Consider the following 22,202-nt stretch of genomic DNA (forward strand, 5'->3'; position numbering starts at 1 on the left):
GACTACTGACAAAGCCCGTTATTAGGGAGAGCGTGCCGAAGGGGTCGTAGCGGCTTGCCCGCCGGAGCGCCCCTCGGTGCGCTAGGCCCGGGTATCTCGGATTCAAAGACAACTTTGTCATCAAACTCAAGGCGCTTTACGCGCCTTTAGCCTTGAGCCAAAAAGCTTAGCCTTGCAGGGCGGCCAGTTCGGCACGAGCCTGACGCAGGTCGGCGGTGATTTCGTTGACGTCAGACTGTTTTTCCTGCAGTTTTTTCTCATACTTGGCAACTTTCTTCGCGTCGCCACGCGCCTGCGCTTCGCCTAAATCAGCCTGCACCTTGCTGACATCATTTTGTTTCTGAGTCAGCTTGCGCTCCAGCTTGTCGATTTTTTGCTGGCCCTTGGCTGCCAGGCCACTGTCGGTGCAATGGGCTTGCAGTTCATTCAACGCTTTTTGCAGGCCGGCCACTTTGTTGCTGTTGCCGTATTTCTGCGCTTCTCTGATCTGGTTTTCAATCGCCCCACGTTTGGCATTACAGTCGTTACCTGCTGCAGAAGCCACGGAAGCAAAACCTGCACCCAACGCCAGAATCAGTGGCAGTGCGATTAATTTAGTCATTTTTTTCATTATCATGTCCCTTTTCAACGGTAATAAGTGGGGAGCTCTCCCCTCCTTCTTGTCGGACAGATAATAGATTTCTGCGGGTGACCTAAATAGCGTAAAACGGCTTCATTCCGCTGTAGGAAAGGACTATTCGTTTGTAGTCCGCACAGCGGTCAACGACAGGCATTGCTGCAGCGCCGCGACCAATTCGTCTGCCGCTTGCAACACAGCCGCCATATTCTCGTCAGTCGTACTCGTCATCAGCCACCGGCAAGCCTCAGCCAGCCGATCGGCATTCACTAAACGAGCAGCCCCCAATAACTTATGCGCCACCTCAGCTATCTGGCCGTTCTCTGCCGACAGGTTATCCCGCTGTGCATTGAGCAACTCGCCGTCTTCTTTCAGGCTTTCAATTAGCGTTTCGGCAAACTCGGCAAATACCCCTGCCGCACGCAGCTCTGCGGGTAAGGTTGCAGGGTCAAAAATCCAGGCTTCTTTGCCCGTTTGGCTGGGTATTGCTGACAGAGGGCGAAGTTTTTCGGTGAGGATCTGCAGGTTCACCGGTTTGAACAGACAGTCATCCATTCCGGCTTGCAGGCAGGCTTCCCGGGCGCTGCCCTGCGCATCCGCCGTCAACCCCCAGATGCTCACTGCCGATAGCCCTCTCTCACGCTCATTCAACCGCAGTCGGCGGGTGAAGTCATAACCGTCCATATTCGGCATATGGCAATCGGTGATCACTAAATCGACCGGTTGCCCCTCCAGCGCCTTCAGGGCCTGCACGCCGTCCTCAACCGGGATCGGATGATGCCCCAGGAAGCGCAATTGCTGCGTCAGTAACAATCGCCCCGCACGGTGATCTTCCACCACCAGTATCCGTAAGCCAGGCCGCTCAACGGCGGGGACCGATGCCACCATTGGCTGTGGTACTACCGCCATCAGCCGCGGAATAGACAGAGAAACGGTCACCTCAGTGCCAATTTCCGGCTCGCTGACCAGCGTAATGGTGCCTCTCATCATGGTGACCAGTGTGCGGCAAATATAAAGCCCCAGCCCGGCGCCATGGCTGCCGGCCATATTCTGTTCTTGAGAAAACGGCTGGAACAGCAGCGATTGGGTGGTTTCCTCAATGCCCTTACCGGTGTCAATTACTCTAATACGCATTTCCAGACGCTCATCACTGATGGCATCCACCAGCGCACTGAGGGTGACCGTCCCCCGTTCGGTGAATTTAATCGCATTGCTGACCAGATTTGAGATCACCTGTTTAAACCGAACCGGGTCGATCAAGATATCCCCGGCTATCTCGGCATCAATGTCCAGTTTAAAGCCCAGACCTTTTTGGCGGGCGACACCGTCAAACAAAATGGCAACTGACTCAATCAACTGCCTTAAATCGGCCCGCTCCGGGTGCAGCACCAAACGTTCAGACTCAATGCGTGAGATATCCAGAATGTCGCCAATCAGTGCCAACAGTGAATGTGCCGAACTATGGGCAATGTTCAGTAACTCGATGTTCGTTTCCCCCCCGCGCTGTTGCTGGCGTAACACCAGTTCCAGCATGCCAATAATGGCATTGAGCGGGGTGCGGATCTCATGGCTCATGGTAGCAAGAAAGGTGGTTTTCGCCCGGTTGGCGCGGTCTGCCAATTCCTTGGCCTGCTGCAATTGCACAATCAGTTGCTCGCGCTCGGTCACGTCAAACCAGCCGCCCACTTTACTGACACAGTGCCCCTCTTCCGCCATCAGCAGCGTGCTCCATTGCTGCAAAATATGGGGCTGTTCACCAAAGGCCAGCTGCCGGGTGATCAGCAACGCATGGGGATCCTGCTCATTCAGGTTCAGCGCAATATCTTCAGCACCGGAGAGGCTGAGTTGAAAACTTTCCAGGCTATGACCTACTGCCGCCGGCGGAACCAGCCCCAGCGCCTGATAAAAACGGGCATTGGCCGAAGTGATTTTTTCTTTTAAATCGGTGAGATAAATCGGTAGCGGCACGGCATCCAGTAACTTTTGCTGATGCAAAGCCATCTCATTGCGCAGTGCCACCAAACGCTGTCGATGTCGCCGGTGATAAAAAACCCATATCACCAGCACAAACAGCAATAGGATGACCAACGCCAACAGCAACGGACGGTAATACTGGGGCAGTAAAGCCCCTTCAATACTCTCGCCGCTCATCAGATAAGCATTGTTGTACCAGTTGCGGGTCATGGCATGAATATCCTCCGGCGGAATATTCAGTAATGCCTTGTCGAGAATGGTTGCCAGCGGGTATTCACTGCCGGAAACACCCATAACAAAACGTGCAGGTTCTGAATCCAACCCGCGAAGGATCTGCAACCCGGGTTGAGAACCATGGGAAAGCAGGAAATCTGCGCTGATCATCGGCAGCACCAAGACGTCGGCACGGTCGTTGGTCAACGCTTTGATCCCGTCGTAGGGCGTCGCTACCGGAACAATGCGGCTCTGCGGGAAATGCTGGCGCAAGAAAGCATCGAGTGGGTGACCCCGCACCAACGCTATACGCTGCGGCTGTAAATCGGCTTTTTGTGCCTCATGGCCCACCAATACCCAGGAATTAAACAGATATGAACGGGTGGTCAACAGCCCGTTGGGCCACACCGCATCCAGGGTTACGCCGGCGACCACATCGGCTTTGCCGCTCTTAACTTCCTCCAGCGACTGTTGCAGTGAGCTGGCTCTAATAACATCGAACCTCAATCCCGTGCGGGCAGCGATCGCCTCAAGCACATCCGCCGTCAGCCCATGAAAATACCCTTGCTCGTCAAAGAAATTCAGTGGTGCAAAATCATCGTTAACCACCACCCGCACCCGAGGATTATCCTCAATCCACTTGCGTTCCAGTGAGGTAAACAACAGGTGTTTTCTGGCGGAGGCCATCGGCGCCCCACCGCTCCAGCGGCTTTGAATTGCCACCACCGCGCTGTCAGGCAGGGCTTCCAGCACCCGGTTCAAGATCCTTTGCAGGCGGGCATTACTTTTATCAACGCCAAAAGAGAAGCCGCTGGCCTCTTCCTGTGGCAACAGTTGTAAACGCAGATTATTCAGGTTCGCCTGGTTGATCAGATAGCGGGCGGAAATGGCATCCCCGATAAATGCATCGAGATTATTAAAAGAAAGAGCCTCCAGTGCACGTCGTGATGAGTCATAGACTTGTGTGCTAGCGTCAGGAAAGCGCCCGAATAACGCTTTGCGGTTAAGGTACAAACTTTCAATGCCCACCCGCCGGATCGGCGTACCATGTAACAGGCTGTCCGTTCGCTCTACCAGAGCCGGGCTGGCATTGATGTAAGGATGGGTGAGCAACAGACCATATTTCTGCCTGTCTTCGTCGCTGGCATTGGCGATAAGGTCCACTTCCCCTTTGGCCAGTGCTGCCATCAGTAACTGATAGCTTTCATAGTAGTGGACGCGTACCTGAATATTGAGGTTATAGCCGATAATGCCCAGATAGTCGGCATTGATACCGCCATAGTCATGCAGCCCGGTGGTGATGTCATAAGGTGGATAATTGGGAGCTGCAGTGCCATAGATAAGCATGCGTTTCTGACGCAACCATTGCCAGTCGCTGCCCTTTAATCCCGGTTCGGGTAATTGAACCTGGCTACGGCTATCCAGGTTTATTTCCCGAAAGCTTTGGTTTACCTCCGCTGATGCGCCGCAGCAAAACAACAGCAATATTAAAAATAACCTATTCATCATTGCGGCGACTTTTTTTATTGTGAAGGAAGTTCGCCAGCCCATCGGCACCTTGCACCTTTAGCTTATCCATCAGACGCGTCTTATAGGTACTGATGGTTTTATTACTTAATAGCAAGCGGTCGGCAATCTCTTTATTGCTCAAGCCATCACTTAAATAACGCAGCACGGTCAGTTCGCGATCGGAAAGTCGGTCCATGAGGTCTTCATTCTGCGCTGGTGCATTTAACAACGACGAAAATGTCCCCTGCGGAAAACAATGATAGCCCTGCAGCACTAGCAGGCACAGCGGTACCAGTTGGCTGACATCCTGCTCTTTGCTGAAAAAACCGCAGGCACCGGCACGCCAGACGCGCTCGGCATAGATCTCCGCAGGTAAGCTGCTGTAGACGATAACCTTAATCGAACCATTCATTTGGCGAATGTGTTGCAGTATTTGCAAGCCATCCATCTTGTTCAGCATAATATCGAGGATCACTAGCTGGGGCTGCAGCTCTTTTATTTTTGCCAATGCCGCCATTCCATTGGTAGCAGTTATAATTGAGTTATTTCCTAATGGGGCGAGAATGGCCTTCACGGCAAAGCAAATTGCCGGGTGATCGTCAATAATCAGCCAGGTATGCATAAGGATATCCTTATCCAATAGACAGCGTTAAAAACACGCAAAAACACTTCATCAAAGATTTAATGAAGTGCATAAATTAATATTTTTAATGGGTTATTACAGAATAGCCAATGGGCATTGCCATCAGACACGGTTATTTTAGCGATTGTGGCATTATAATATTCCCTGCGCAACCCGCTGCTGCAGGCCCTGTTCAAAGGTCTGCATTCCCGACTGACCGCCGGTTTGCAGCACGTTGGCCAATTGATGGGTTTTGCCTTCACGGATCATGCTGCTGACCGCCGCCGTTGCCGTCAGCACCTCAAAAATTGCCACCCTGCCGCCTCCGGGCCGGCTTAACAGCTTTTGTGCAATCACCGCCTGCAGACTCCCGGCCAGTTGGGCGCGTACATAGGGCTTTTCTTCCGCCGAAAAAACATCCACCAGCCGATCCACCGCCTGTGGCGCACTGCGGGTATGCAGCGTAGCCAACACCAGATGGCCGGTTTCCGCAGCGGTCAGTGCCAGGCGGATGGTGGTGGCGTCGCGCAGCTCTCCCAGCAGGATCACATCCGGATCCTCACGCAGTGCAGCCCGCAGCGCATCGTCAAAACTATGGCTGTCGCGCCCCAACTCCCGCTGCTGAATCAAACACTGCCTGCTGCGGTGGATAAACTCAATCGGATCTTCCAGCGTGAGAATATGCCGCCGCTGGTGCTGATTGATGTCGTCAATCATCGCCGCCAGCGTGGTGGATTTACCGCTGCCGGTCGCCCCGGTCACCAGGATTAGGCCGTCTTCACGTCGCACCAACGCGGGGATAATGTCAGGTGCTGCCAATGCTGCCAGGCTCGGGCACTGGCCCGCTATCAGCCGCAAGGCAACGGAGACGCCCAGATTTTGCAGAAAAAAATTGGCGCGCAGCCGGATATCGCCCGGCAGCGAAAGCGCCAGATCCAACTGCCCCTGTTGTTGTAACTGCTGTCGCTGTAACGGCTGCAGCACGCCGTTGCACAGCAGTTGCATTCTGGCTTCGCTCAGTATTTCCGCCCCTTCCAGCGGCTGCAGTTCACCATCAATGCGCAACATCGGCCGATGGCCGGTACAAAGGTGCAGATCGGAAGCATTATGCTTTACACTAAGGGCCACGAATTCATCGATATCCATATCAATCTCCTGGGTCAATAATGAGCACTATCCAACAGAATCTGCAGGATGTCAGAAACCGCATTACCGCGGCCGCTCAAGGCTGTGCACGCGCTCCAGAAGAAGTTACGCTGCTTGCCGTAAGCAAAACCAAACCTGTGGCGGCGATCGCAGCAGCCATCGCGGCGGGTCAGCGCGCCTTCGGCGAGAACTATGTTCAGGAAGGGGTGGATAAGGTTCAGCATTTCGCCGCACAGCCGGAAGGCGCAACGCTGGATTGGCACTTTATCGGCCCGTTGCAATCCAACAAGAGTCGACTGGTGGCGGAGAACTTCGCCTGGTGTCATACCATCGATCGGCTGCGTATCGCCTCGCGCCTGAATGAACAGCGCCCGGCGGACATGCCGCCGCTTAACGTTCTGATCCAAATAAATATCAGCGATGAGCAGAGTAAGTCTGGCATTGTACTGGCTGAATTGCCGGCGCTGGCAGAGGCGGTTGCCGCCCTGCCCAACCTCAGACTGCGCGGGCTGATGGCTATTCCAGCCCCGCAGGCGGATTATCAGAGCCAGTTGGCGGTATTCGGCCAAATGCGCGACGCCTTTCTGGCCCTGCAGCAGCAATATCCGCAGGTAGATACGCTGTCGATGGGCATGACCGATGACATGACGGCGGCGATTGCCGCAGGCAGCACCCTGGTGCGTATTGGCACCGCCATTTTTGGCGCCCGTGATTATTCACCAGTTTAATATGCCCTATGGCTTTCGAGCTGCAGCTTGAAAGACGACGGATATACAAATTAACGAGGGATTCTAATGCAGCATCGTAAGATCACCTTTATTGGCGCCGGCAACATGGCGCGCGCTATCATCGCCGGCCTGGTGGCGGGCGGTTATCCGGCCAAATCCATCAGCGTCTGCGCGCCTTCGGCAAAAAACCGTGATGCGCTGGCGGCAGACTACGGCATCATCAGCAGTAGCGATAACCTTGCCTGTACACGCGATGCGGATGTCGTGGTACTGGCGGTAAAACCGCAGATGATGGCCGACGTGTGCCAGCCTCTGCGCGATCAGGTCGATTTCAGCGGTAAGCTGGTCTTGTCGATCGCCGCCGGTATCCAGGTCAGCCGTTTTTATCAACTGCTGGGTGACAAGCTGAACATCGTGCGCATCATGCCCAATACTCCATCATTGGTGGGCAAAGGCATGAGCGGCCTGTATGCGCCGCAACAGGTCAGCCAACAGGACCGCGACTACACCAGCGATTTGATGGCGTCAGTCGGCAAGGTGTGCTGGGTGGAGGACGAAAACGGCATTAATAGCGTGATCGCCGCAGCAGGCAGCGCACCGGCTTATTTCTTCCTGTTTATGGAAGCCATGCAGCAGGAAGCCGAACGTATGGGCTTCGACAGCCAGACTGCCCGTAATCTGGTGCAGCAGGCGGCCTCCGGCGCGGCCGCGCTGGTGGAAGCCAACCCGGATACGCCATTGTCGACCTTGCGTGAACAGGTTACCTCCAAAGGCGGCACCACCGCCGAAGCACTGCGCGTCTTCAACGAGCAACAGCTGCCGGCAACCGTGGCCAAAGCCATGCAGGCGGCAGTTTCCCGCGCGCAGGAAATGGAAAAATCATTTTAAATAATCGAGAGTTAAGGAGAAGGGCTACTACATGCTAACGCTGACTTTTTTGGTCAAAACCGTTATTGATCTGTACGTCATGGTACTGTTGCTGCGTATCTGGATGCAGTGGACGCGCGCTGACTTTTACAACCCATTCGCCCAGTTTGTCGTGAAGATCACCCAACCGGTGATCGGCCCACTGCGCCGTATCATTCCATCCCTGGGGCCGATCGACAGCGCATCGCTGCTGCTGGCGTTCCTGCTGATGACCATCAAGTACCCGCTGCTGTTGCTGATCCAGGGCGGCGCAATGTCGCTCAGCCCGTATAACCTGCTGTTTGGCCTGATCTCGCTGGTGAAGTCTGCCGGTTACCTGATCTTCTGGGTCATGATTATCCGCGCGCTGATGAGTTGGATAAGCCAGGGCCGCAGCCCAATCGACCAGTTGATGTACCAACTGACCGAACCCTTGATGTCCCCCATCCGCCGTATTCTGCCGGCCATGGGCGGCATTGATTTTTCGGCGATGGTGGTGATCCTGATCCTGTATCTGATCAACTACCTGGGCATGGATCTGTTCGGTGAGATCTGGTTCCTGCTGTGAGTGCAGTAACCTCGGTGCTGGACGGGCTGGCGATCAGGCTATATATTCAGCCGAAAGCCAGCCGCGACCAGATTGTCGGTTTGCATGGCGACGAACTTAAAGTCGCCATTACCGCCCCGCCGGTAGACGGCCAGGCCAACGCGCATCTGATCAAGTTTCTCGCCAAACAGTTCAAAGTGGCGAAAGGCAACGTCATCATCGAGAAAGGCGAACTGGGGCGGCATAAACAGTTACGCATCGTTAATCCGCAACAGATCCCCGACGTGGTCGCGGCGCTAATCGAATAAATTTCAAGGTAGTCATCATGCAAAAAGTCGTTCTTGCCACCGGTAACCCGGGCAAAGTGCGCGAACTCGCCGACCTGCTGGCCGATTTCGGGCTGAATGTGGTCGCACAAACCGAACTGGGCGTAGAATCCGCCGAGGAAACCGGCCTGACGTTTATCGAAAATGCCATTCTGAAAGCCCGTCACGCGGCGCAAATCACCGGCCTGCCGGCGATCGCCGACGACTCGGGCCTGGCGGTGGACGCACTGGGCGGTGCGCCGGGAATCTATTCTGCGCGTTATGCGGGCGTTGACGCCTCTGACCGGCAAAACCTCGACAAACTGCTGGTGGCACTGAAAGACGTACCGCAAGGCAACCGTGGCGCTCAATTCCACTGCGTGCTGGTGTATCTGCGCCACGCCGAAGACCCAACGCCGCTGGTGTTCCACGGCAGCTGGGCCGGTGAGATCACCGACACCGCGGCAGGTGAAGGCGGTTTCGGCTACGATCCTATCTTCTACGTCCCGGAACTGGGCCGTACCGCCGCCGAACTGAGCCGCGACGAGAAGCGCGCGATATCGCACCGTGGCAAGGCGCTGAAACTGATGCTGGAAGCCATGCGTAATGCTTAAGTTGCCTCCGCTGAGTTTGTACATTCATATCCCGTGGTGCGTGCAGAAATGCCCCTACTGCGACTTCAACTCGCACGCGTTAAAGGGCGAAGTCCCGCATCAGGAATATGTCGATCACCTGCTGGCGGATCTGGATGCCGATCTGCCGCTGGTCGCCGGACGTGAAATCAGTACCATTTTTATCGGCGGCGGCACCCCCAGCCTGCTGAGTGCCGAAGCAATGCAATCGCTGTTGGACGGCGTGCGGGCACGTATCCATGTCGTTGAAGGCGCTGAAATCACCATGGAGGCCAACCCCGGTACCGTGGAAGCCGACCGCTTCAGCGGCTATCAGCGCGCCGGTGTGAACCGCATTTCTATCGGGGTCCAAAGCTTCAGCGCCGAGAAGCTAACTCGTCTGGGGCGCATACACGGCCCGGAAGAGGCCAAACGCGCAGCGCACCTGGCCACCGGTCTCGGCCTGCGCAGTTTTAACCTTGATCTGATGCACGGCCTGCCGGACCAGTCGCTGGAAGAGGCGCTGGACGATTTACGCCAGGCGATTGCCCTTAATCCGCCGCACCTGTCGTGGTATCAGCTGACCATCGAACCCAATACCCTGTTCAGCTCGCGTCCGCCGGTCCTGCCGGACGACGACGCGTTATGGGATATTTTCGAACGCGGTCACGAGCTGCTGAGCGCCGCCGGTTATCAGCAGTATGAAACCTCGGCCTATGCCAAGCCGGGCTATCAGTGCCAGCACAACCTCAACTACTGGCGCTTTGGCGACTATCTGGGAATTGGCTGTGGCGCACACGGCAAACTGACCTTCAGCGATGGCCGCATTCTGCGCACCGCGAAAACCAAACATCCGCGCGGTTTTATGCAGGGCAAGTATATGGACAAGCAGCATGAGGTGACGGCGGCAGATCGCCCGTTCGAGTTCTTTATGAACCGTTTCCGCCTGCTGGAGGCCGCGCCGCGTGCCGAGTTCGTCAACTACACCGGGCTGGATGAAAGCACTATCCGCGCCCCGCTGGACCAGGCACTGGCGAAAGGCTATCTGGAAGAAACGCCGGAATATTGGCAAATAACCGAGAAGGGCAAGCTGTTCCTTAACTCGCTGCTGGAGCTGTTCCTGGCGGATTAATAGCAAAAAGCGCTGAATTATCAGCGCTTTTTTATTAATTCAACGGACCTGTGTCTCAGGCCGCCTGATGGGGGCGATGTGTCACATCGCCACGCCCCTTTAGCAAACCCTCAACGGAAATATCTTCATCCAACGCATCCCAATGGATCCCACAAGCACTCAGCTCATAGCAAACGCGTTGTTCATCCGTTGCATTCAGCAACCGGGGGAACCATGTTAGCGGAACACCAATAATTCTGGCATCGCTCAGTTCCACCCACATTGTCACCTCATCAAAGCGGACAGCTTTAGCTGAAATACTCATTCCAGGCCTCCAAAAACAGCGACTGGTGATCTTCAATAATTCCAGTTAACTCTTTTAATACTCTGGAATTAAACCCATCATTGCGTGCCAGTTGCACAACCGGCGTCAACCAGAACTTGGCTTCCGTCCCCGCGTCTCTGACATGAATATGAGCTGGCTCTAACGGATCGCCTTCATTTGAGTAAAAGAAAAACTTATACCCTTTAAAACGAAATATCACTGGCATCAATGCAAAATCCTTTTGGCAATTGATTATAGTTTAGCCAGTTTGTCAGATAGTCGTCAGCAGGTCAAAAAACGCTCCGATAGTGATAAAGCTAATGTTACTTCAACGCGTTAAGCAGGTCTTTACGCTGGTTTTCCAGACCGGTAACGCGGTTACACACGTCGTGGCCGAAGTTCTGGAAGTCCTGCTCCTGGTTGTTCCATTCGTTCTGAATCGCTTTTTGCAAGCCACCCAAATTGCCCATGATCGCCTGCAACGGATTTCCGCCGCTGTTGGCCGCCTGCTTGACGCCCATCTCGTTCAGGCTGTCCTGCAACACGCCGCCCATGCTCTGCTGCACCAGATTACGGCCATCCTGCTCAACCTGGTCAATCGCCTTGTGGTGGAAGGTCAGGCCGTCGCTGCGGTGTTCGATGATGCGGTTCATCTGCTGCTTAAGCTGGTCATTGAGCGTTGTCAGGCGGTTACGCACGTTGCTGTCGCTGCCCAGCTCCTTGACGATCACCTTGTCCAGCGCCACACGCGCTTTTTCCAGATGCTGCTGTGCACCCTTGTCGATCCACGGCAGCTCCTTACGCAATGCACTCTGGTAGCTGAAGGCTTTCTGTCGCTGGCTGTCATTCAGGCCCAGGGCCTGACCGTTGCGGGTCACATCGCCATCCGCTGAAATTTGCAGGTTGCCGCTGGCGCCTGTCACCTGCACGTTCTGCGGGCTGATAATCACGTCGTCCTGGGGTTTAACGCTGCACTGATATTCGGCATGTGCCTGTGAAGCAGTCAACAGCAGTAAGGCTAACCCGGTTTTCTTTAACATATTTTCTCCTGACTCCCTTCCGTGGTGGGATTAAAAAATCGAACGGCTAATCCGTTGAGACAACAGTTCCAGCGCCGCAGTTCCCGCCAGTGAGTTACCGGAGGCATCCAGCTCCGGCGACCAGACGGCGATCGACAGTTCATCGGGAACGATAGCGACAATACCGCCACCGACACCGGACTTGCCCGGCATGCCCACGCGATAGGCAAACTCCCCCGCGCCATCGTACATGCCGCTGGTCATCATCAGCGCATTAATCTGGCGCGCCTGCAGTGGGCTGATCACTTCACGCCCGCTCAGGTCACGACCGTGATTGGCCAGGTAAACAAAGCTGCGCGCCAGCTCCAGGCAGCTCATCCGCAACGCACAGTAATGGAAATAGGTTTGCAGTACGGTGAGCACGTCGTTTTCAAAGTTACCGAACGACTTCATCAGATAGGCGATTGCCGCATTGCGATCGGAGTGTTCAAACTCGGAACGGGCGACTCGCGAATCATAGGCCAGGTCTTCTTCACCCGCCAGTTGGCGCACCACTTCCAGCATCCGCTGTTTGGGAGCGCTGAGCCGGGTTTGCAGCATGTCGCACACCACCAGCGCACCGGGGTTGATAAACGGATTGCGCGGTTTGCCCTGCTCCATCTCCAACTGCAGCAGCGAGTTGAACGGCAGACCGGAAGGCTCTTTGCCGACCCGCTGCCAGATCTCGTGTTCCTGATAACGCGTCAGCGCCAGCGTCAGGCTCAGCACCTTGGAGATTGACTGAATAGAGAAGCGCTCGGTGGCGTTACCGGCCTGAAACATTTCGCCGTCGACGGTACAAACGGCGATCGCCAGACGATCGGACGCCACTTCCGCCAGCGCCGGAATATAGTCCGCGACCTTGCCCTGGCCAATCAGCGGGCGCACCTGTTGCAGGATATCTTCCAGCAACGCGTTATCCAATGTCGTTACCACCTAGGTCACACTCCGGACAAAATAAAGGTGCCGTTAAGGCACCTGAGTTTGATGACAAAGTTGTCTTTGAATCCGAGATACTCGGGCCTAGCGCACCGAGGGGCCATTATGGGACACGTCCATGTGTCCCACCCTTCGGGCCGACTGAAAGTCGTTCCAATTTGCTCCCGGCAAATTGGTCGGCAGCTAAAGCCGCTACGACCCCTTCGGCACGCTCTCCCTAATAACGGGCTTTGTCAGTAGTCTGAGGTACCGTTAAAACCCCTTACAATCAATGAATACAGCGCAAAATCAGGCCGAGAAAATCAATCCCACCAGATATCGAACAGATCGCTAACCTTAACGTCGGTCAGCTTGCGCGCTTCCAGCCATTTCTTGACCAGCTCGCGCTGTTCGTCGGTACAGTGGCCGATAGTCTGCAGGCAGATCAAACCTTCCCACTGCAGATAGCCACTGCCGTCAAACGCCATGCCGTTCGGCTCGATCACTTCGTCGATGAAAGCGTCCAGCGTGCCGTCGATATCTTCAACCGAGGTACCTTCGGCAAAACGCCATGCTACGGAGAAACCCAGCTCCTGAAACTCTTCAATGTGTAACTTTTTACGTAAACGACGACTGCGGTTCTTAGCCATTATTCTTTCCTCTCAAACATCAAATCCCAAACGCCATGTCCCAGACGCTGGCCGCGTAATTCAAATTTTGTCAGTGGGCGTGAATCCGGGCGCGGCACGTAATCATTATCGCTGGAAAGATTACGATAGCCTGAGATCCCGTTCATAACCTCTAACATATGTTCTGCGTATGGCTGCCAGTCAGTGGCCATATGGAATACGCCGCCGACTTTCAATTTGCGCCGCACCAGTTCAACAAACGGCGTCTGTACGATGCGACGTTTGTTGTGGCGCGCTTTATGCCACGGATCGGGGAAGAACAGCTGCACCATGTCCAGCGAACCATCCGGGATCATATTCTCCAGCACCTCAACCGCGTCGTGACACATCACGCGCAGGTTGCTCAGTTCCGCTTCGGTAGCGTCGGCCAGGCAGGCGCCCACGCCCGGCGAGTGTACTTCAATCCCCAAGAAATTCTGCTGCGGGTTATGGCCCGCCATGGTCACCAGCGAGGCGCCCATGCCAAAACCGATCTCCAGCACGGTCGGCGCATCGCGCCCAAACAGTGCGGTGATATCGACAGGTTCAGCCTGATACTCCACGCCCATCACCGGCCAATAGTTGTCCAGCGCGTGCTGCTGGCCTTTGGTCAACCGCCCCTGGCGGCGGACAAAACTGCGGATACGGCGCATCGCACGGCCGTTCTCATCAAATTCTGGGGAGATGACGTCATTAATCATAGTGCTTTCTGTCTGTTTGGCTGCCAATTAGGGAAACGCGCATTATGCAAAGATACATTGGTTTAGCAAGTGTTCATCTTGTGTCCCTGCCGTGCGACGTCGGAAAGTTCCGGTTTACAGCATCATGACTCTATGCTGCAATCGCGCTTCATTTTCTGCCGGATATCGAATCTGCTTATGATGCAAGCACAACAGTTCGCACAGGTGGTGCTTGACTGGTACCAGCGTTACGGCCGTAAAACCCTGCCGTGGCAGCTTGATAAAACCGCCTATAAAGTATGGCTCTCTGAGGTCATGTTGCAACAAACTCAGGTTGCCACCGTGATCCCTTACTTTGAACGCTTTATGGCACGTTTTCCCAACGTGCGTGCGCTGGCAGAAGCGCCGCTGGACGAAGTGCTGCACCTGTGGACCGGCCTGGGTTACTACGCCCGTGCTCGCAACCTTCACAAGGCCGCGCAGACTATTGTCGCACAGCACGGCGGCGAGTTCCCGACAACCTTTGAAGAAATCCACGCCCTGCCCGGTATTGGCCGCTCAACTGCCGGTGCGGTACTGTCATTGGCACTCGGCCAGCATTACCCGATCCTCGACGGCAACGTGAAGCGCGTGTTGGCTCGCTGCTATGCCGTCGAAGGCTGGCCGGGCAAAAAAGATGTCGAAAACCGGCTGTGGCAGATCAGTGAAGACGTCACCCCGGCGCAGGGCGTCGGTCAATTCAATCAGGCGATGATGGACCTGGGGGCGATGGTCTGCACCCGTTCCAAACCCAAGTGCGAGTTGTGCCCTCTCAACCTCGGTTGCATCGCCTATGCCCATCACAGTTGGGCGAAATACCCCGGTAAAAAGCCCAAGCAGACTCTGCCGGAGAAAACCGCCTACTTTTTATTGCTGCAACACGGCGAACGAGCCTGGCTGGAACAGCGCCCGGCCGTCGGCTTATGGGGCGGCCTGTTTTGTTTCCCGCAGTTCGGCGAACGCGAAGAGATGGAACTCTGGCTGCAACAACGCGGTCTGAAAAACAATCGCCAACAGCAGTTGACTGCATTTCGTCATACTTTCAGTCATTTCCATCTCGATATCGTGCCGATATGGTTGGAAATGAACGACGCGGCGGCCAGCATGGATGAGGGCGCCGGTCTCTGGTATAACTTGGCGCAGCCGCCATCGGTCGGGCTGGCAGCGCCGGTTGACCGCCTGTTACAACAGTTGGCGAAACAGTCACCACGCCAGCAGGGTTTATTTGGCGATAGCGCCATTGATGAGGAATTAGCATGAGCAGAACCATTTTTTGTACCTTCCTGCAGCGCGACGCCGAAGGGCAGGATTTTCAGCTTTATCCAGGGGAAGTCGGCAAACGCATCTATAACGAGATCTCGAAGGAAGCCTGGGCAGAATGGATGAAAAAACAAACCATGCTGATCAACGAGAAAAAACTGAACATGATGAACGTGGATGACCGCAAGCTGCTGGAAGCGGAAATGATCAAGTTCCTGTTCGAAGGGCACGACGTGCACATCGAAGGCTATACGCCACCGAGCGAATAACGCTGTTGGGGCCAGGCGCTGGCCCTCTTCAATACTTCCCGTATACGGCTTTAAGATGAAGAAAATTTTAGCTCTGCTAGTGATAGCGCCTTTGCTGATTTCCTGTTCCGGCAAAAAAAGTGAAGAAGTTAACGAAGCCCTGGTCAAAGACACCAACGGCTTTGAGATCCTGATGGGCCAATTCGCCCACAACATCGAGAATATCTGGGGTCTGAACGAAGTTCTGATCGCCGGGCCAAAAGATTACGTTAAATACACCGACCAGTATCAAACCCGTAGCCACATCAACTTTGATTCTGGTGCCATCACCATTGAAACCATCGCCACCACCGATCCTGCCGCCCACCTGCGCCAGGCGATTATCAGCACCTTGCTGATGGGGGACGATCCGGGTTCCATCGATCTGTATTCCGACGTCAACGATATCCAGATCAGTAAAGAGCCGTTCCTGTACGGCCAGGTACTGGATAACAAAGGCGCGCCGATCCGTTGGGAATGGCGTGCGGCGCACTTCGCCGACTATCTGGTACAAACCAAGCTGCAAAAACGCACCTCCGGCCTGCACGTGATTTACTCGGTCACCATTCAACTGGTACCGAACCACCTGGACAAGCGTGCGCATAAATATCTGCCGATGGTCCGCAAGGCATCGGAGAAGTACGGAGTGGAAGAATCGCTGATCCTGGCGATTATGCAGACCGAATCGAGCTTTAACCCGTATGCGGTGAGCGGTTCAGATGCGTTGGGTCTGATGCAGGTGGTACAGCACACCGCCGGTAAGGACGTATTCCAGATGCGTGGGAAATGGGGCAAACCAAGCCGCAGTTACCTGTTCGATCCGGAGAATAACATCGACACCGGCACCGCCTATCTGGCCATTTTGCAGAACAACTATTTGGGCGGCATCCAGAACCCAACCTCGCGTCGCTACGCGGTGATCACCGCCTATAACGGCGGGGCGGGCAGTGTGCTGAGAGTGTTCTCCAGTGACAGAACCCGCGCGGTGGGTATTATCAACGGCATGCAACCGGGCGACGTCTACCAGACGCTGACCACCAAACATCCGGCCAGTGAATCACGCCGCTATCTGGTGAAGGTGAACAACGCGCAGAAGAGCTATCGACGCCGTTAATCCCCCCGGTCAGGGCGGTCTTTCCCGTCGCCCTGGCCACCAGCCCCCTAAGCGATACTGTAGCCATTACGGCCAAGCGCCTTGGCGCGATACAGAGCCTGATCGGCTGCTGCCAGCAGTTGTTCACGGGTCTGTCCCGGCTGCCATTGCGCCACCCCCTGGCTGACCGTCACCCACTGCGCCACCTCAGAAGCCGCATGCGGCATCGCCAGACCGGCAAGCAACCCTTCTATCCTCTTCGCCACCTGGACCGCTTCACGGGCGTCAGATTTTGGCAGCAGGACAATAAACTCCTCACCGCCGTAGCGGGCTACCAGATCCTGCGAACGCCGGGTGGCACTTTCCAGACAGGCCGCTAAGCGGATCAGGCACTCGTCCCCCTGCTGATGACCATAGTGGTCGTTGTATTTTTTGAAAAAATCGACGTCCAGCAGGATCAGGGAAAACGGTGCCTGCAGGGTTGATTCCCGCAGCAGAACTGCATCAAAGTAGTTGTCGAAATAGCGTCGGTTGGCGATGCCGGTCAGCGGATCGCGGTTCGCCAGCTTGCTCAGGCGCTCAATCAGCCGTTTGTTTTCCTGCTCACGCTCGATCGCCAGTTGGAACCATTGCTCCAGCCGGCTCTGTGCCGAATAAATCAAAAACAGCATCAGCGCATAGGAGATCAGGTTCACCAGCGAAAATGCACTGTTGATAAAGATGTTTTCGGCAATCGCCACCAGCAGCACCGGAATGCTGAACAGGAAAAACAACCGCGGGGACAGATAAAAAGCGATCAGAGAAGAAAACAGCAGGCCGAGTGTTAACGGGTAAAGCAGATTAATACTGTCGGTGACGATCAGATGGTGAAAAACACCGCACCAACACAGGGCCAACAACAGAATACAAACCACCCCGCCACGCCAGACGGCCTGTTCACCTCGGCAGGCCAACTGACGCAACGCAACAGAGGACAGAGCAGACACCAATACCACACCGCAGATAGCCGGTGCGCCACGCAACAAAGCAATCAGAGAGTGCTCGCCAAATGCTTGGGCACGCTGAAACAGTAGATAGAGCGCCAGTAGCACGTTGACCAATAAGAACCAGTTAAAATTGCGTAGCGTCGAACGTCTTTTCTCTCTGCCGACCCAATCGAGATAACCCTCTTCTTTCATCATCTTATTCCGCTACTGAACACTTTTACCTAAAGGTAGCGCCAGCACTCGGCTTTGTCATCCCGAGCCAGGATGATTTAAAAGCGGCCCCTGCGGGCCGCCCAAGACTATTGCTTGATCATATAACCGAAGATACGTTTCCAGCCGTGATCCTTTTTCTCGATATACACGCCCTGCAGCTCCGGTGAGAAGCCGGGCAGCCGGTTGATGCCGTCTTCCAGCGCCAGGAAGTAACGTTGCACCGCCCCGCCCCACACTTCCCCCGGCACCACGCACAGCACGCCAGGTGGGTATGGCAGCGCGCCTTCCGCCGCAATGCGGCCTTCCGCCTGGCCAATCGGCACCAGTTCGACGTTGTCGCGGATAAACTCCACGTTGGCATCCTGTGGGTTCATCATCACCTGCGGAAAATGACGCTGGCGGAACATTTCTTTCTGCAACTGTTTGACGTCAAAGCTGACATACAGGTCATGCATTTCCTGGCACAGCTGGCGAAGGGTATAGCCGCGATAGCGCTGTTCATTCTTGCGATACACCGTTGGCAGCACCACGCTCAGCGGCGCGTCTTCTTCCACATAGCGTTCGAACTGCACCAGCATCTCCACCAGTTGTTCCATCTTGGCCGGGCTTTCCGCCGGGGTCAGCAGGAACAGGATCGAGTTAAGATCGCATTTCTCCGGCACTATGCCGTTCTCACGCAGGAAGTTGGCCAGAATAGTCGCCGGTACGCCAAACTCGGTGTACTGACCGGTTGCCGCGTCAATGCCCGGGGTAGTCAGCAGCAGTTTGCACGGATCGACCAGATACTGATCCTGCGCGTACCCTTCAAAACCGTGCCATTTTTCATCCGGCACAAAGTTGAAGAAACGCGCATCGTTGGCGATCAGATCGGTGTCGTAATCCTGCCAATTTTTACCCGCCACCTGCGGCGGAATAAACGGCCTGAGCTGCGAGCAACGTTCCAGCAGTTGCTTGCGCGTCTCGATACCCAGCTTCACGCAGTCCAGCCACATACGGCGACCAGCGGCCCCGGCATGCATCTTGGCGTTAACGTCCAGCGCGGCGAACAGTGGGTAGAACGGGCTGGTAGAGGCATGCAGCATGAAAGCATTATTGAGATGCTTGTGGTTGCAGTGGCGCTTTTGGCCCTTGATGTGATCGTCTTTCTTGTGAATTTGCGAGGTCTGCGAGAAACCGGCCTGCTGCTTGTGTACCGACTGGGTGACAAAGATGCCCGGATCCAGTTCATCGAGCTCCAGCAACAGCGGCGAGCACTCTTTCAGCATCGGAATAAAGCCTTCGTACCCCACCCAGGCAGAGTCAAACAGAATGTAGTCACACAGGTGGCCGATGGTATCGATCACCTGACGGGCGTTATAAATGGTGCCGTCGTAAGTACCGAGCTGAATAATCGCCAGGCGGAACGGGCGTGCTGCGTCAGCTTTCTCTGGCGCCACTTCGCGGATTTGCTCGCGCAGGTAACGCTCATCAAAGCAGCGCGAATCTATGCCGCCAATAAAACCAAACGGGTTACGCGCGGTTTCCAGATAGACCGGCGTTGCCCCGGCCTGGATCAGTGCACCGTGGTGGTTGGACTTGTGGTTGTTGCGATCGAACAACACCAAATCACCACGGGTCAGCAAAGCATTGGTCACGACCTTATTGGCGGCAGAGGTACCATTGAGCACGAAATAGGTTTTATCGGCGTTGAATACCCGTGCCGCATGCTTTTGTGCATCCTTGGCCGAACCTTCGTGGATCAACAAGTCGCCGAGCTTAACGTCGGCGTTGCACATGTCGGAACGAAAAAGCGTTTCACCGTAGAACTCAAAAAACTTCCGGCCGGCCGGATGCTTACGGAAAAACTCGCCGCCCTGATGGCCCGGGCAGGCAAAGGTTGAGTTTTCCATTTCCACATAGGTTTTCAGCGTCTTGAAAAACGGCGGCAGCAGCGCCTGCTCGTAGGCATCGGCGGCAGCTTCGAGCTGTGCCATGTAGAACGCCTTGCTGGCGCCTTCCAGCGCAAAAACACCGCTGATCAACGGCAGGTAGTCCGGAGAGAGATGCTCGTCCCCTGCTACCGCCACAAAGGTCGGGATCTCGAACCCGGTCGCTTTGAGCTGCGCCAGATGACCTGCGTTGACGTCATCAACCGACACCACTAACGCGGCCACGTCGGTGTAGTCCGTTTGCTCGATGCGGACGACCTGACGCAGTGTTTCAATGGTGGCAACCAAACTGGCGCTGGTGGCTATTTTCAATTCTTTCATTGTGCTAAGTCTCAAACGGTTAAGGATGAGGTGGTGCCACGGGGCACGGTGATGGGATAACAAAGATTATCCCGGCAAATTGATGTCCGGCGTTGCAGCATGGAGCGTAAACGCAACTATCCAAAATAATTGGAGTTTCATCAAGGCGGCAAGTGAACACGTCCCGATGAGCTGACATCAGTCAGTGATTCGGGCGTGTGAATGTAGCCAACACAGATGCAACTTCAAGTATGAAGGATATATCGGGGACTGGTATCGGCAGCGTCCAATAGACATCAGTAAAATCAGAACCGCAGCTCTATTTTTAATAATGCCTAACAGCGAGCATCAGATAGCCTTACCGCATGGCAGGCTGGGCGTTTTTGACGGATTGCGTTCGGGAAGGGTAACGGTTGAGTAACGGCATCATTTGATGTCTGGTGCGCAGTGGCGCTTGAGTAACAAAACCAGTCATGCCAGTAACCCTCTGACTTAAATGAGCGCAAACACCGTTAAGAGACGAAGAGTGCTAAAATTTGCGCAATGATTGCATGTTTTTTTATGAGGTTCAAGTGACAATTATGCTGATTTAATTACGGAAAAATAACGATTAACATGTTGTAAATTAAAGAATAAAAAAAATACAGAAAAATCAAAATGGTATAAATAGACGTTTTTTTTGCATATCTATCACCAAACAACACCACTGACTCTCACCTTCCCCACCTACCATTGCATGAAAATAGAGCAACCGATCGGCTTTGTGACAGAAAGCGATTGACGATTTCCGGCCAATAGGGTTAAATGCGCCCCGTTGCCCGGATAGCTCAGTCGGTAGAGCAGGGGATTGAAAATCCCCGTGTCCTTGGTTCGATTCCGAGTCCGGGCACCACTAATTCTGCATGAAAGCACGCTGGTTAGAGGTAACCTCTTTAACGGGCGGAACAAAGGAACTAGCAAGTTGATATCGCAGTGTTTTTCGAATTTGCACACTCGATGTTAATAACTAGGCTCCTCTTAAAAAGGATGCCTGTGTGCTAGCACAGGCGTCCTTTTCTCGATCGCTGTTGATTTTTACAGCTTGTTAAAGTTATGTCAAGGCTAGCCTGATCTCTTCCTCACGCATTGGTATTACGTCCATATACAGTGATAATTCATCTTCTAACGCTTGACCGGTGATCTTCAAATCTAGTTCGACATATTCCATAGTTGTACTGACACTTCGATGCCCCAGCAAACCTTTAACCATGGCCAAATTTCGGTCCGGTGACTTCATCATCTCGGTCGCCAGAGTGTGTCTGAATCGATGTGGACTCACCTTAAAACCGCATTCTTTCGTTAGCCTGGTGAAGAATGAGCGAACAGGTTGGATTGCCGGCTCTGAGTCAACTTCACCTAATGGATTCAAGAATCGCTCTACATCAAATAGATAATCAGCTGGTTCGGCCCCTTGCGCTATAGCGCGGTCAACAAGTATTCGCATCCTTTCCCGGACAAAGCTCACAATAGGAACTAACCACTCGCGATGTGTTTTACTGCCTTCTTTACACAGCAACATCGAGTTAGTCTCCAGGTCTACATCCATGAGCCGTATATGTAATAACTGATTTTGCCGCATCCCAGTCGAACGCAACACATCAATGACGGTCCGCCAATACCACACAGGAAACAGCGCGCAGGGACGGCATTTACCTACCCGCAATTTTTCTCGCTCTTCAAATTGTTCTAACACCAGATTCACTTTTACCAGTTGGTCACGGTTCAGTATTTTTTTTCGCTTGCTTCCCGGTGGCACTTGCGTTTCATTCAGCGGATTTTCCTCTAAATTGAGCCATTTTTTCTTTATTCCCTGATTGTAAATAGCACGTAAGTGCCGAGCTTTATTATTCCATGTACTGGTTGTTAACCCCCTACCCAGCATATCTCTACGCCATAAAATCAGTTCTCGGTTTGTGACTTCTTCCGGTAACGTGTCATACCCAATAAATTTCCTGAAAACAGCAACTACTCTACGATAGCTCTTTTCAGTTTCAGGCCGTAACGCCTTCGAGAAAAAATACTCTTCGAGCAAAGTATCCCAATCCATAACACGCGATTTATGCATGATATCCCCCCTGTTTAAATAGAAGCCTTGCGAACATTCGGTGATCACAAGACAT

Annotated in this window: 22 protein-coding genes and 1 tRNA gene; 10 read left to right on the forward strand and 13 right to left on the reverse strand. The window is 54.3% G+C overall.

Annotated elements, in window-relative coordinates; translation table 11 throughout:
- Window positions 1-166: 166 nt before the first annotated feature.
- The 4 genes from OCH02_RS22790 to OCH02_RS22805 form a co-directional block, all read right to left on the reverse strand.
- Window positions 167-610, reverse strand: coding sequence for a DUF1090 domain-containing protein (locus OCH02_RS22790; RefSeq protein ID WP_261433116.1), 444 nt, complete (start codon window positions 608-610; stop codon window positions 167-169).
- A 123-nt stretch (window positions 611-733) separates the two neighbouring features.
- Window positions 734-4,150, reverse strand: a complete 3,417-nt coding sequence (locus OCH02_RS22795; RefSeq protein WP_261433117.1) for an ATP-binding protein — start codon at window positions 4,148-4,150, stop codon at window positions 734-736.
- Window positions 4,151-4,301: 151 nt separating this feature from the next.
- Window positions 4,302-4,934: a response regulator transcription factor gene (locus OCH02_RS22800; protein WP_261433118.1), complete on the reverse strand. Its 633-nt coding sequence runs from the start codon at window positions 4,932-4,934 to the stop codon at window positions 4,302-4,304.
- 153 nt (window positions 4,935-5,087) lie between these two features.
- Complete coding sequence (locus OCH02_RS22805; protein ID WP_261433119.1) at window positions 5,088-6,080, reverse strand: type IV pilus twitching motility protein PilT; 993 nt, start codon at window positions 6,078-6,080, stop codon at window positions 5,088-5,090.
- 20 nt (window positions 6,081-6,100) lie between these two features.
- Here OCH02_RS22805 and OCH02_RS22810 point away from each other — a divergent pair, with 20 nt between their 5' ends.
- From OCH02_RS22810 to hemW, 6 genes are all read left to right on the forward strand, one after another.
- A complete protein-coding gene (locus OCH02_RS22810) occupies window positions 6,101-6,808 on the forward strand; it encodes a YggS family pyridoxal phosphate-dependent enzyme (protein WP_261433120.1) in 708 nt (235 codons plus the stop codon).
- Between the two features lie 66 nt (window positions 6,809-6,874).
- Complete coding sequence (gene proC / locus OCH02_RS22815; protein ID WP_261433122.1) at window positions 6,875-7,696, forward strand: pyrroline-5-carboxylate reductase; 822 nt, start codon at window positions 6,875-6,877, stop codon at window positions 7,694-7,696.
- A 31-nt stretch (window positions 7,697-7,727) separates the two neighbouring features.
- Window positions 7,728-8,282: a YggT family protein gene (locus OCH02_RS22820; RefSeq protein ID WP_261433123.1), complete on the forward strand. Its 555-nt coding sequence runs from the start codon at window positions 7,728-7,730 to the stop codon at window positions 8,280-8,282.
- Entirely contained in the window at window positions 8,279-8,569 is a 291-nt protein-coding gene (gene yggU, locus OCH02_RS22825; RefSeq protein WP_261433124.1) for a DUF167 family protein YggU, read from the forward strand. The genes OCH02_RS22820 and yggU overlap by 4 nt, the downstream gene beginning before the upstream one ends.
- A gap of 17 nt (window positions 8,570-8,586) precedes the next feature.
- Entirely contained in the window at window positions 8,587-9,180 is a 594-nt protein-coding gene (locus OCH02_RS22830) for an XTP/dITP diphosphatase (protein WP_261433125.1), read from the forward strand.
- Complete coding sequence (gene hemW / locus OCH02_RS22835) at window positions 9,173-10,309, forward strand: radical SAM family heme chaperone HemW (RefSeq protein WP_261433126.1); 1,137 nt, start codon at window positions 9,173-9,175, stop codon at window positions 10,307-10,309. The genes OCH02_RS22830 and hemW overlap by 8 nt, the downstream gene beginning before the upstream one ends.
- A gap of 55 nt (window positions 10,310-10,364) precedes the next feature.
- Here hemW and OCH02_RS22840 read toward each other — a convergent pair whose 3' ends face one another.
- The 6 genes from OCH02_RS22840 to trmB all read right to left on the reverse strand — a co-directional run bounded on the left by OCH02_RS22840 (window position 10,365) and on the right by trmB (window position 13,958).
- Complete coding sequence (locus OCH02_RS22840; protein ID WP_020439741.1) at window positions 10,365-10,613, reverse strand: DUF2442 domain-containing protein; 249 nt, start codon at window positions 10,611-10,613, stop codon at window positions 10,365-10,367.
- Entirely contained in the window at window positions 10,597-10,839 is a 243-nt protein-coding gene (locus tag OCH02_RS22845) for a DUF4160 domain-containing protein (RefSeq protein ID WP_006327907.1), read from the reverse strand. Before OCH02_RS22845 ends, OCH02_RS22840 begins: the two co-directional genes overlap by 17 nt.
- A gap of 97 nt (window positions 10,840-10,936) precedes the next feature.
- Window positions 10,937-11,653: a DUF2884 domain-containing protein gene (locus OCH02_RS22850; RefSeq protein ID WP_261433127.1), complete on the reverse strand. Its 717-nt coding sequence runs from the start codon at window positions 11,651-11,653 to the stop codon at window positions 10,937-10,939.
- 30 nt (window positions 11,654-11,683) lie between these two features.
- A complete protein-coding gene (gene glsB / locus OCH02_RS22855; protein WP_218217893.1) occupies window positions 11,684-12,607 on the reverse strand; it encodes a glutaminase B in 924 nt (307 codons plus the stop codon).
- A 305-nt stretch (window positions 12,608-12,912) separates the two neighbouring features.
- Window positions 12,913-13,239: a YggL family protein gene (locus OCH02_RS22860; protein ID WP_261433128.1), complete on the reverse strand. Its 327-nt coding sequence runs from the start codon at window positions 13,237-13,239 to the stop codon at window positions 12,913-12,915.
- Window positions 13,239-13,958: a tRNA (guanosine(46)-N7)-methyltransferase TrmB gene (trmB, locus tag OCH02_RS22865; RefSeq protein ID WP_012146744.1), complete on the reverse strand. Its 720-nt coding sequence runs from the start codon at window positions 13,956-13,958 to the stop codon at window positions 13,239-13,241. Before trmB ends, OCH02_RS22860 begins: the two co-directional genes overlap by 1 nt.
- Before the next feature lie 177 nt (window positions 13,959-14,135).
- On the opposite strand from trmB, the gene mutY reads away from it, so the two are divergent.
- From mutY to mltC, 3 genes are read left to right on the forward strand one after another with little or no spacing between them, the layout of a single operon-like run.
- Complete coding sequence (mutY, locus tag OCH02_RS22870; RefSeq protein ID WP_410001277.1) at window positions 14,136-15,236, forward strand: A/G-specific adenine glycosylase; 1,101 nt, start codon at window positions 14,136-14,138, stop codon at window positions 15,234-15,236.
- Entirely contained in the window at window positions 15,233-15,505 is a 273-nt protein-coding gene (locus OCH02_RS22875) for an oxidative damage protection protein (RefSeq protein WP_020828614.1), read from the forward strand. The genes mutY and OCH02_RS22875 overlap by 4 nt, the downstream gene beginning before the upstream one ends.
- Window positions 15,506-15,560: 55 nt before the next feature.
- Window positions 15,561-16,637 carry a membrane-bound lytic murein transglycosylase MltC gene (gene mltC / locus OCH02_RS22880; protein ID WP_261433129.1) on the forward strand — a complete coding sequence of 359 codons (1,077 nt, stop codon included), beginning with the start codon at window positions 15,561-15,563 and terminating at the stop codon, window positions 16,635-16,637.
- A 47-nt stretch (window positions 16,638-16,684) separates the two neighbouring features.
- Here the strand turns inward: mltC and OCH02_RS22885 are convergent, their stop codons facing one another.
- Window positions 16,685-17,797, reverse strand: coding sequence for a diguanylate cyclase (locus tag OCH02_RS22885; RefSeq protein ID WP_261433130.1), 1,113 nt, complete (start codon window positions 17,795-17,797; stop codon window positions 16,685-16,687).
- Window positions 17,798-17,901: 104 nt separating this feature from the next.
- Window positions 17,902-20,064: an ornithine decarboxylase SpeF gene (speF, locus tag OCH02_RS22890; protein WP_261433131.1), complete on the reverse strand. Its 2,163-nt coding sequence runs from the start codon at window positions 20,062-20,064 to the stop codon at window positions 17,902-17,904.
- A gap of 795 nt (window positions 20,065-20,859) precedes the next feature.
- On the opposite strand from speF, the gene OCH02_RS22895 reads away from it, so the two are divergent.
- A tRNA-Phe gene (locus OCH02_RS22895) sits at window positions 20,860-20,935 on the forward strand.
- Window positions 20,936-21,133: 198 nt separating this feature from the next.
- Here OCH02_RS22895 and OCH02_RS22900 read toward each other — a convergent pair.
- The gene (locus OCH02_RS22900; protein WP_060558378.1) at window positions 21,134-22,147 is read right to left on the reverse strand and encodes a tyrosine-type recombinase/integrase; all 1,014 of its coding nucleotides are present in this window, start codon (window positions 22,145-22,147) and stop codon (window positions 21,134-21,136) included.
- Between the last annotated feature and the right edge of the window lie 55 nt (window positions 22,148-22,202).

Origin of the sequence: Serratia quinivorans (genome assembly GCF_946227985.1) — a bacterium.
In the GTDB taxonomy this organism is placed as follows: Bacteria; Pseudomonadota; Gammaproteobacteria; order Enterobacterales; family Enterobacteriaceae; genus Serratia; species Serratia quinivorans_A.

What these genes read in the sequence shown, in the direction of transcription:
- OCH02_RS22790 (WP_261433116.1), bottom strand. Translation starts at nt 610, where the DNA reads ATGAAAAAAATGACTAAATTAATCGCACTGCCACTGATTCTGGCGTTG.
- OCH02_RS22795 (WP_261433117.1), bottom strand. Translation starts at nt 4,150, where the DNA reads ATGCTTATCTATGGCACTGCAGCTCCCAATTATCCACCTTATGACATC.
- OCH02_RS22800 (WP_261433118.1), bottom strand. Translation starts at nt 4,934, where the DNA reads ATGCATACCTGGCTGATTATTGACGATCACCCGGCAATTTGCTTTGCC.
- OCH02_RS22805 (WP_261433119.1), bottom strand. Translation starts at nt 6,080, where the DNA reads ATGGATATCGATGAATTCGTGGCCCTTAGTGTAAAGCATAATGCTTCC.
- OCH02_RS22810 (WP_261433120.1), top strand. Translation starts at nt 6,101, where the DNA reads ATGAGCACTATCCAACAGAATCTGCAGGATGTCAGAAACCGCATTACC.
- proC (WP_261433122.1), top strand. Translation starts at nt 6,875, where the DNA reads ATGCAGCATCGTAAGATCACCTTTATTGGCGCCGGCAACATGGCGCGC.
- OCH02_RS22820 (WP_261433123.1), top strand. Translation starts at nt 7,728, where the DNA reads ATGCTAACGCTGACTTTTTTGGTCAAAACCGTTATTGATCTGTACGTC.
- OCH02_RS22830 (WP_261433125.1), top strand. Translation starts at nt 8,587, where the DNA reads ATGCAAAAAGTCGTTCTTGCCACCGGTAACCCGGGCAAAGTGCGCGAA.
- hemW (WP_261433126.1), top strand. Translation starts at nt 9,173, where the DNA reads ATGCTTAAGTTGCCTCCGCTGAGTTTGTACATTCATATCCCGTGGTGC.
- OCH02_RS22840 (WP_020439741.1), bottom strand. Translation starts at nt 10,613, where the DNA reads ATGAGTATTTCAGCTAAAGCTGTCCGCTTTGATGAGGTGACAATGTGG.
- OCH02_RS22845 (WP_006327907.1), bottom strand. Translation starts at nt 10,839, where the DNA reads ATGCCAGTGATATTTCGTTTTAAAGGGTATAAGTTTTTCTTTTACTCA.
- OCH02_RS22850 (WP_261433127.1), bottom strand. Translation starts at nt 11,653, where the DNA reads ATGTTAAAGAAAACCGGGTTAGCCTTACTGCTGTTGACTGCTTCACAG.
- OCH02_RS22860 (WP_261433128.1), bottom strand. Translation starts at nt 13,239, where the DNA reads ATGGCTAAGAACCGCAGTCGTCGTTTACGTAAAAAGTTACACATTGAA.
- trmB (WP_012146744.1), bottom strand. Translation starts at nt 13,958, where the DNA reads ATGATTAATGACGTCATCTCCCCAGAATTTGATGAGAACGGCCGTGCG.
- mutY (WP_410001277.1), top strand. Translation starts at nt 14,136, where the DNA reads ATGATGCAAGCACAACAGTTCGCACAGGTGGTGCTTGACTGGTACCAG.
- OCH02_RS22875 (WP_020828614.1), top strand. Translation starts at nt 15,233, where the DNA reads ATGAGCAGAACCATTTTTTGTACCTTCCTGCAGCGCGACGCCGAAGGG.
- mltC (WP_261433129.1), top strand. Translation starts at nt 15,561, where the DNA reads ATGAAGAAAATTTTAGCTCTGCTAGTGATAGCGCCTTTGCTGATTTCC.
- OCH02_RS22885 (WP_261433130.1), bottom strand. Translation starts at nt 17,797, where the DNA reads ATGATGAAAGAAGAGGGTTATCTCGATTGGGTCGGCAGAGAGAAAAGA.
- speF (WP_261433131.1), bottom strand. Translation starts at nt 20,064, where the DNA reads ATGAAAGAATTGAAAATAGCCACCAGCGCCAGTTTGGTTGCCACCATT.
- OCH02_RS22900 (WP_060558378.1), bottom strand. Translation starts at nt 22,147, where the DNA reads ATGCATAAATCGCGTGTTATGGATTGGGATACTTTGCTCGAAGAGTAT.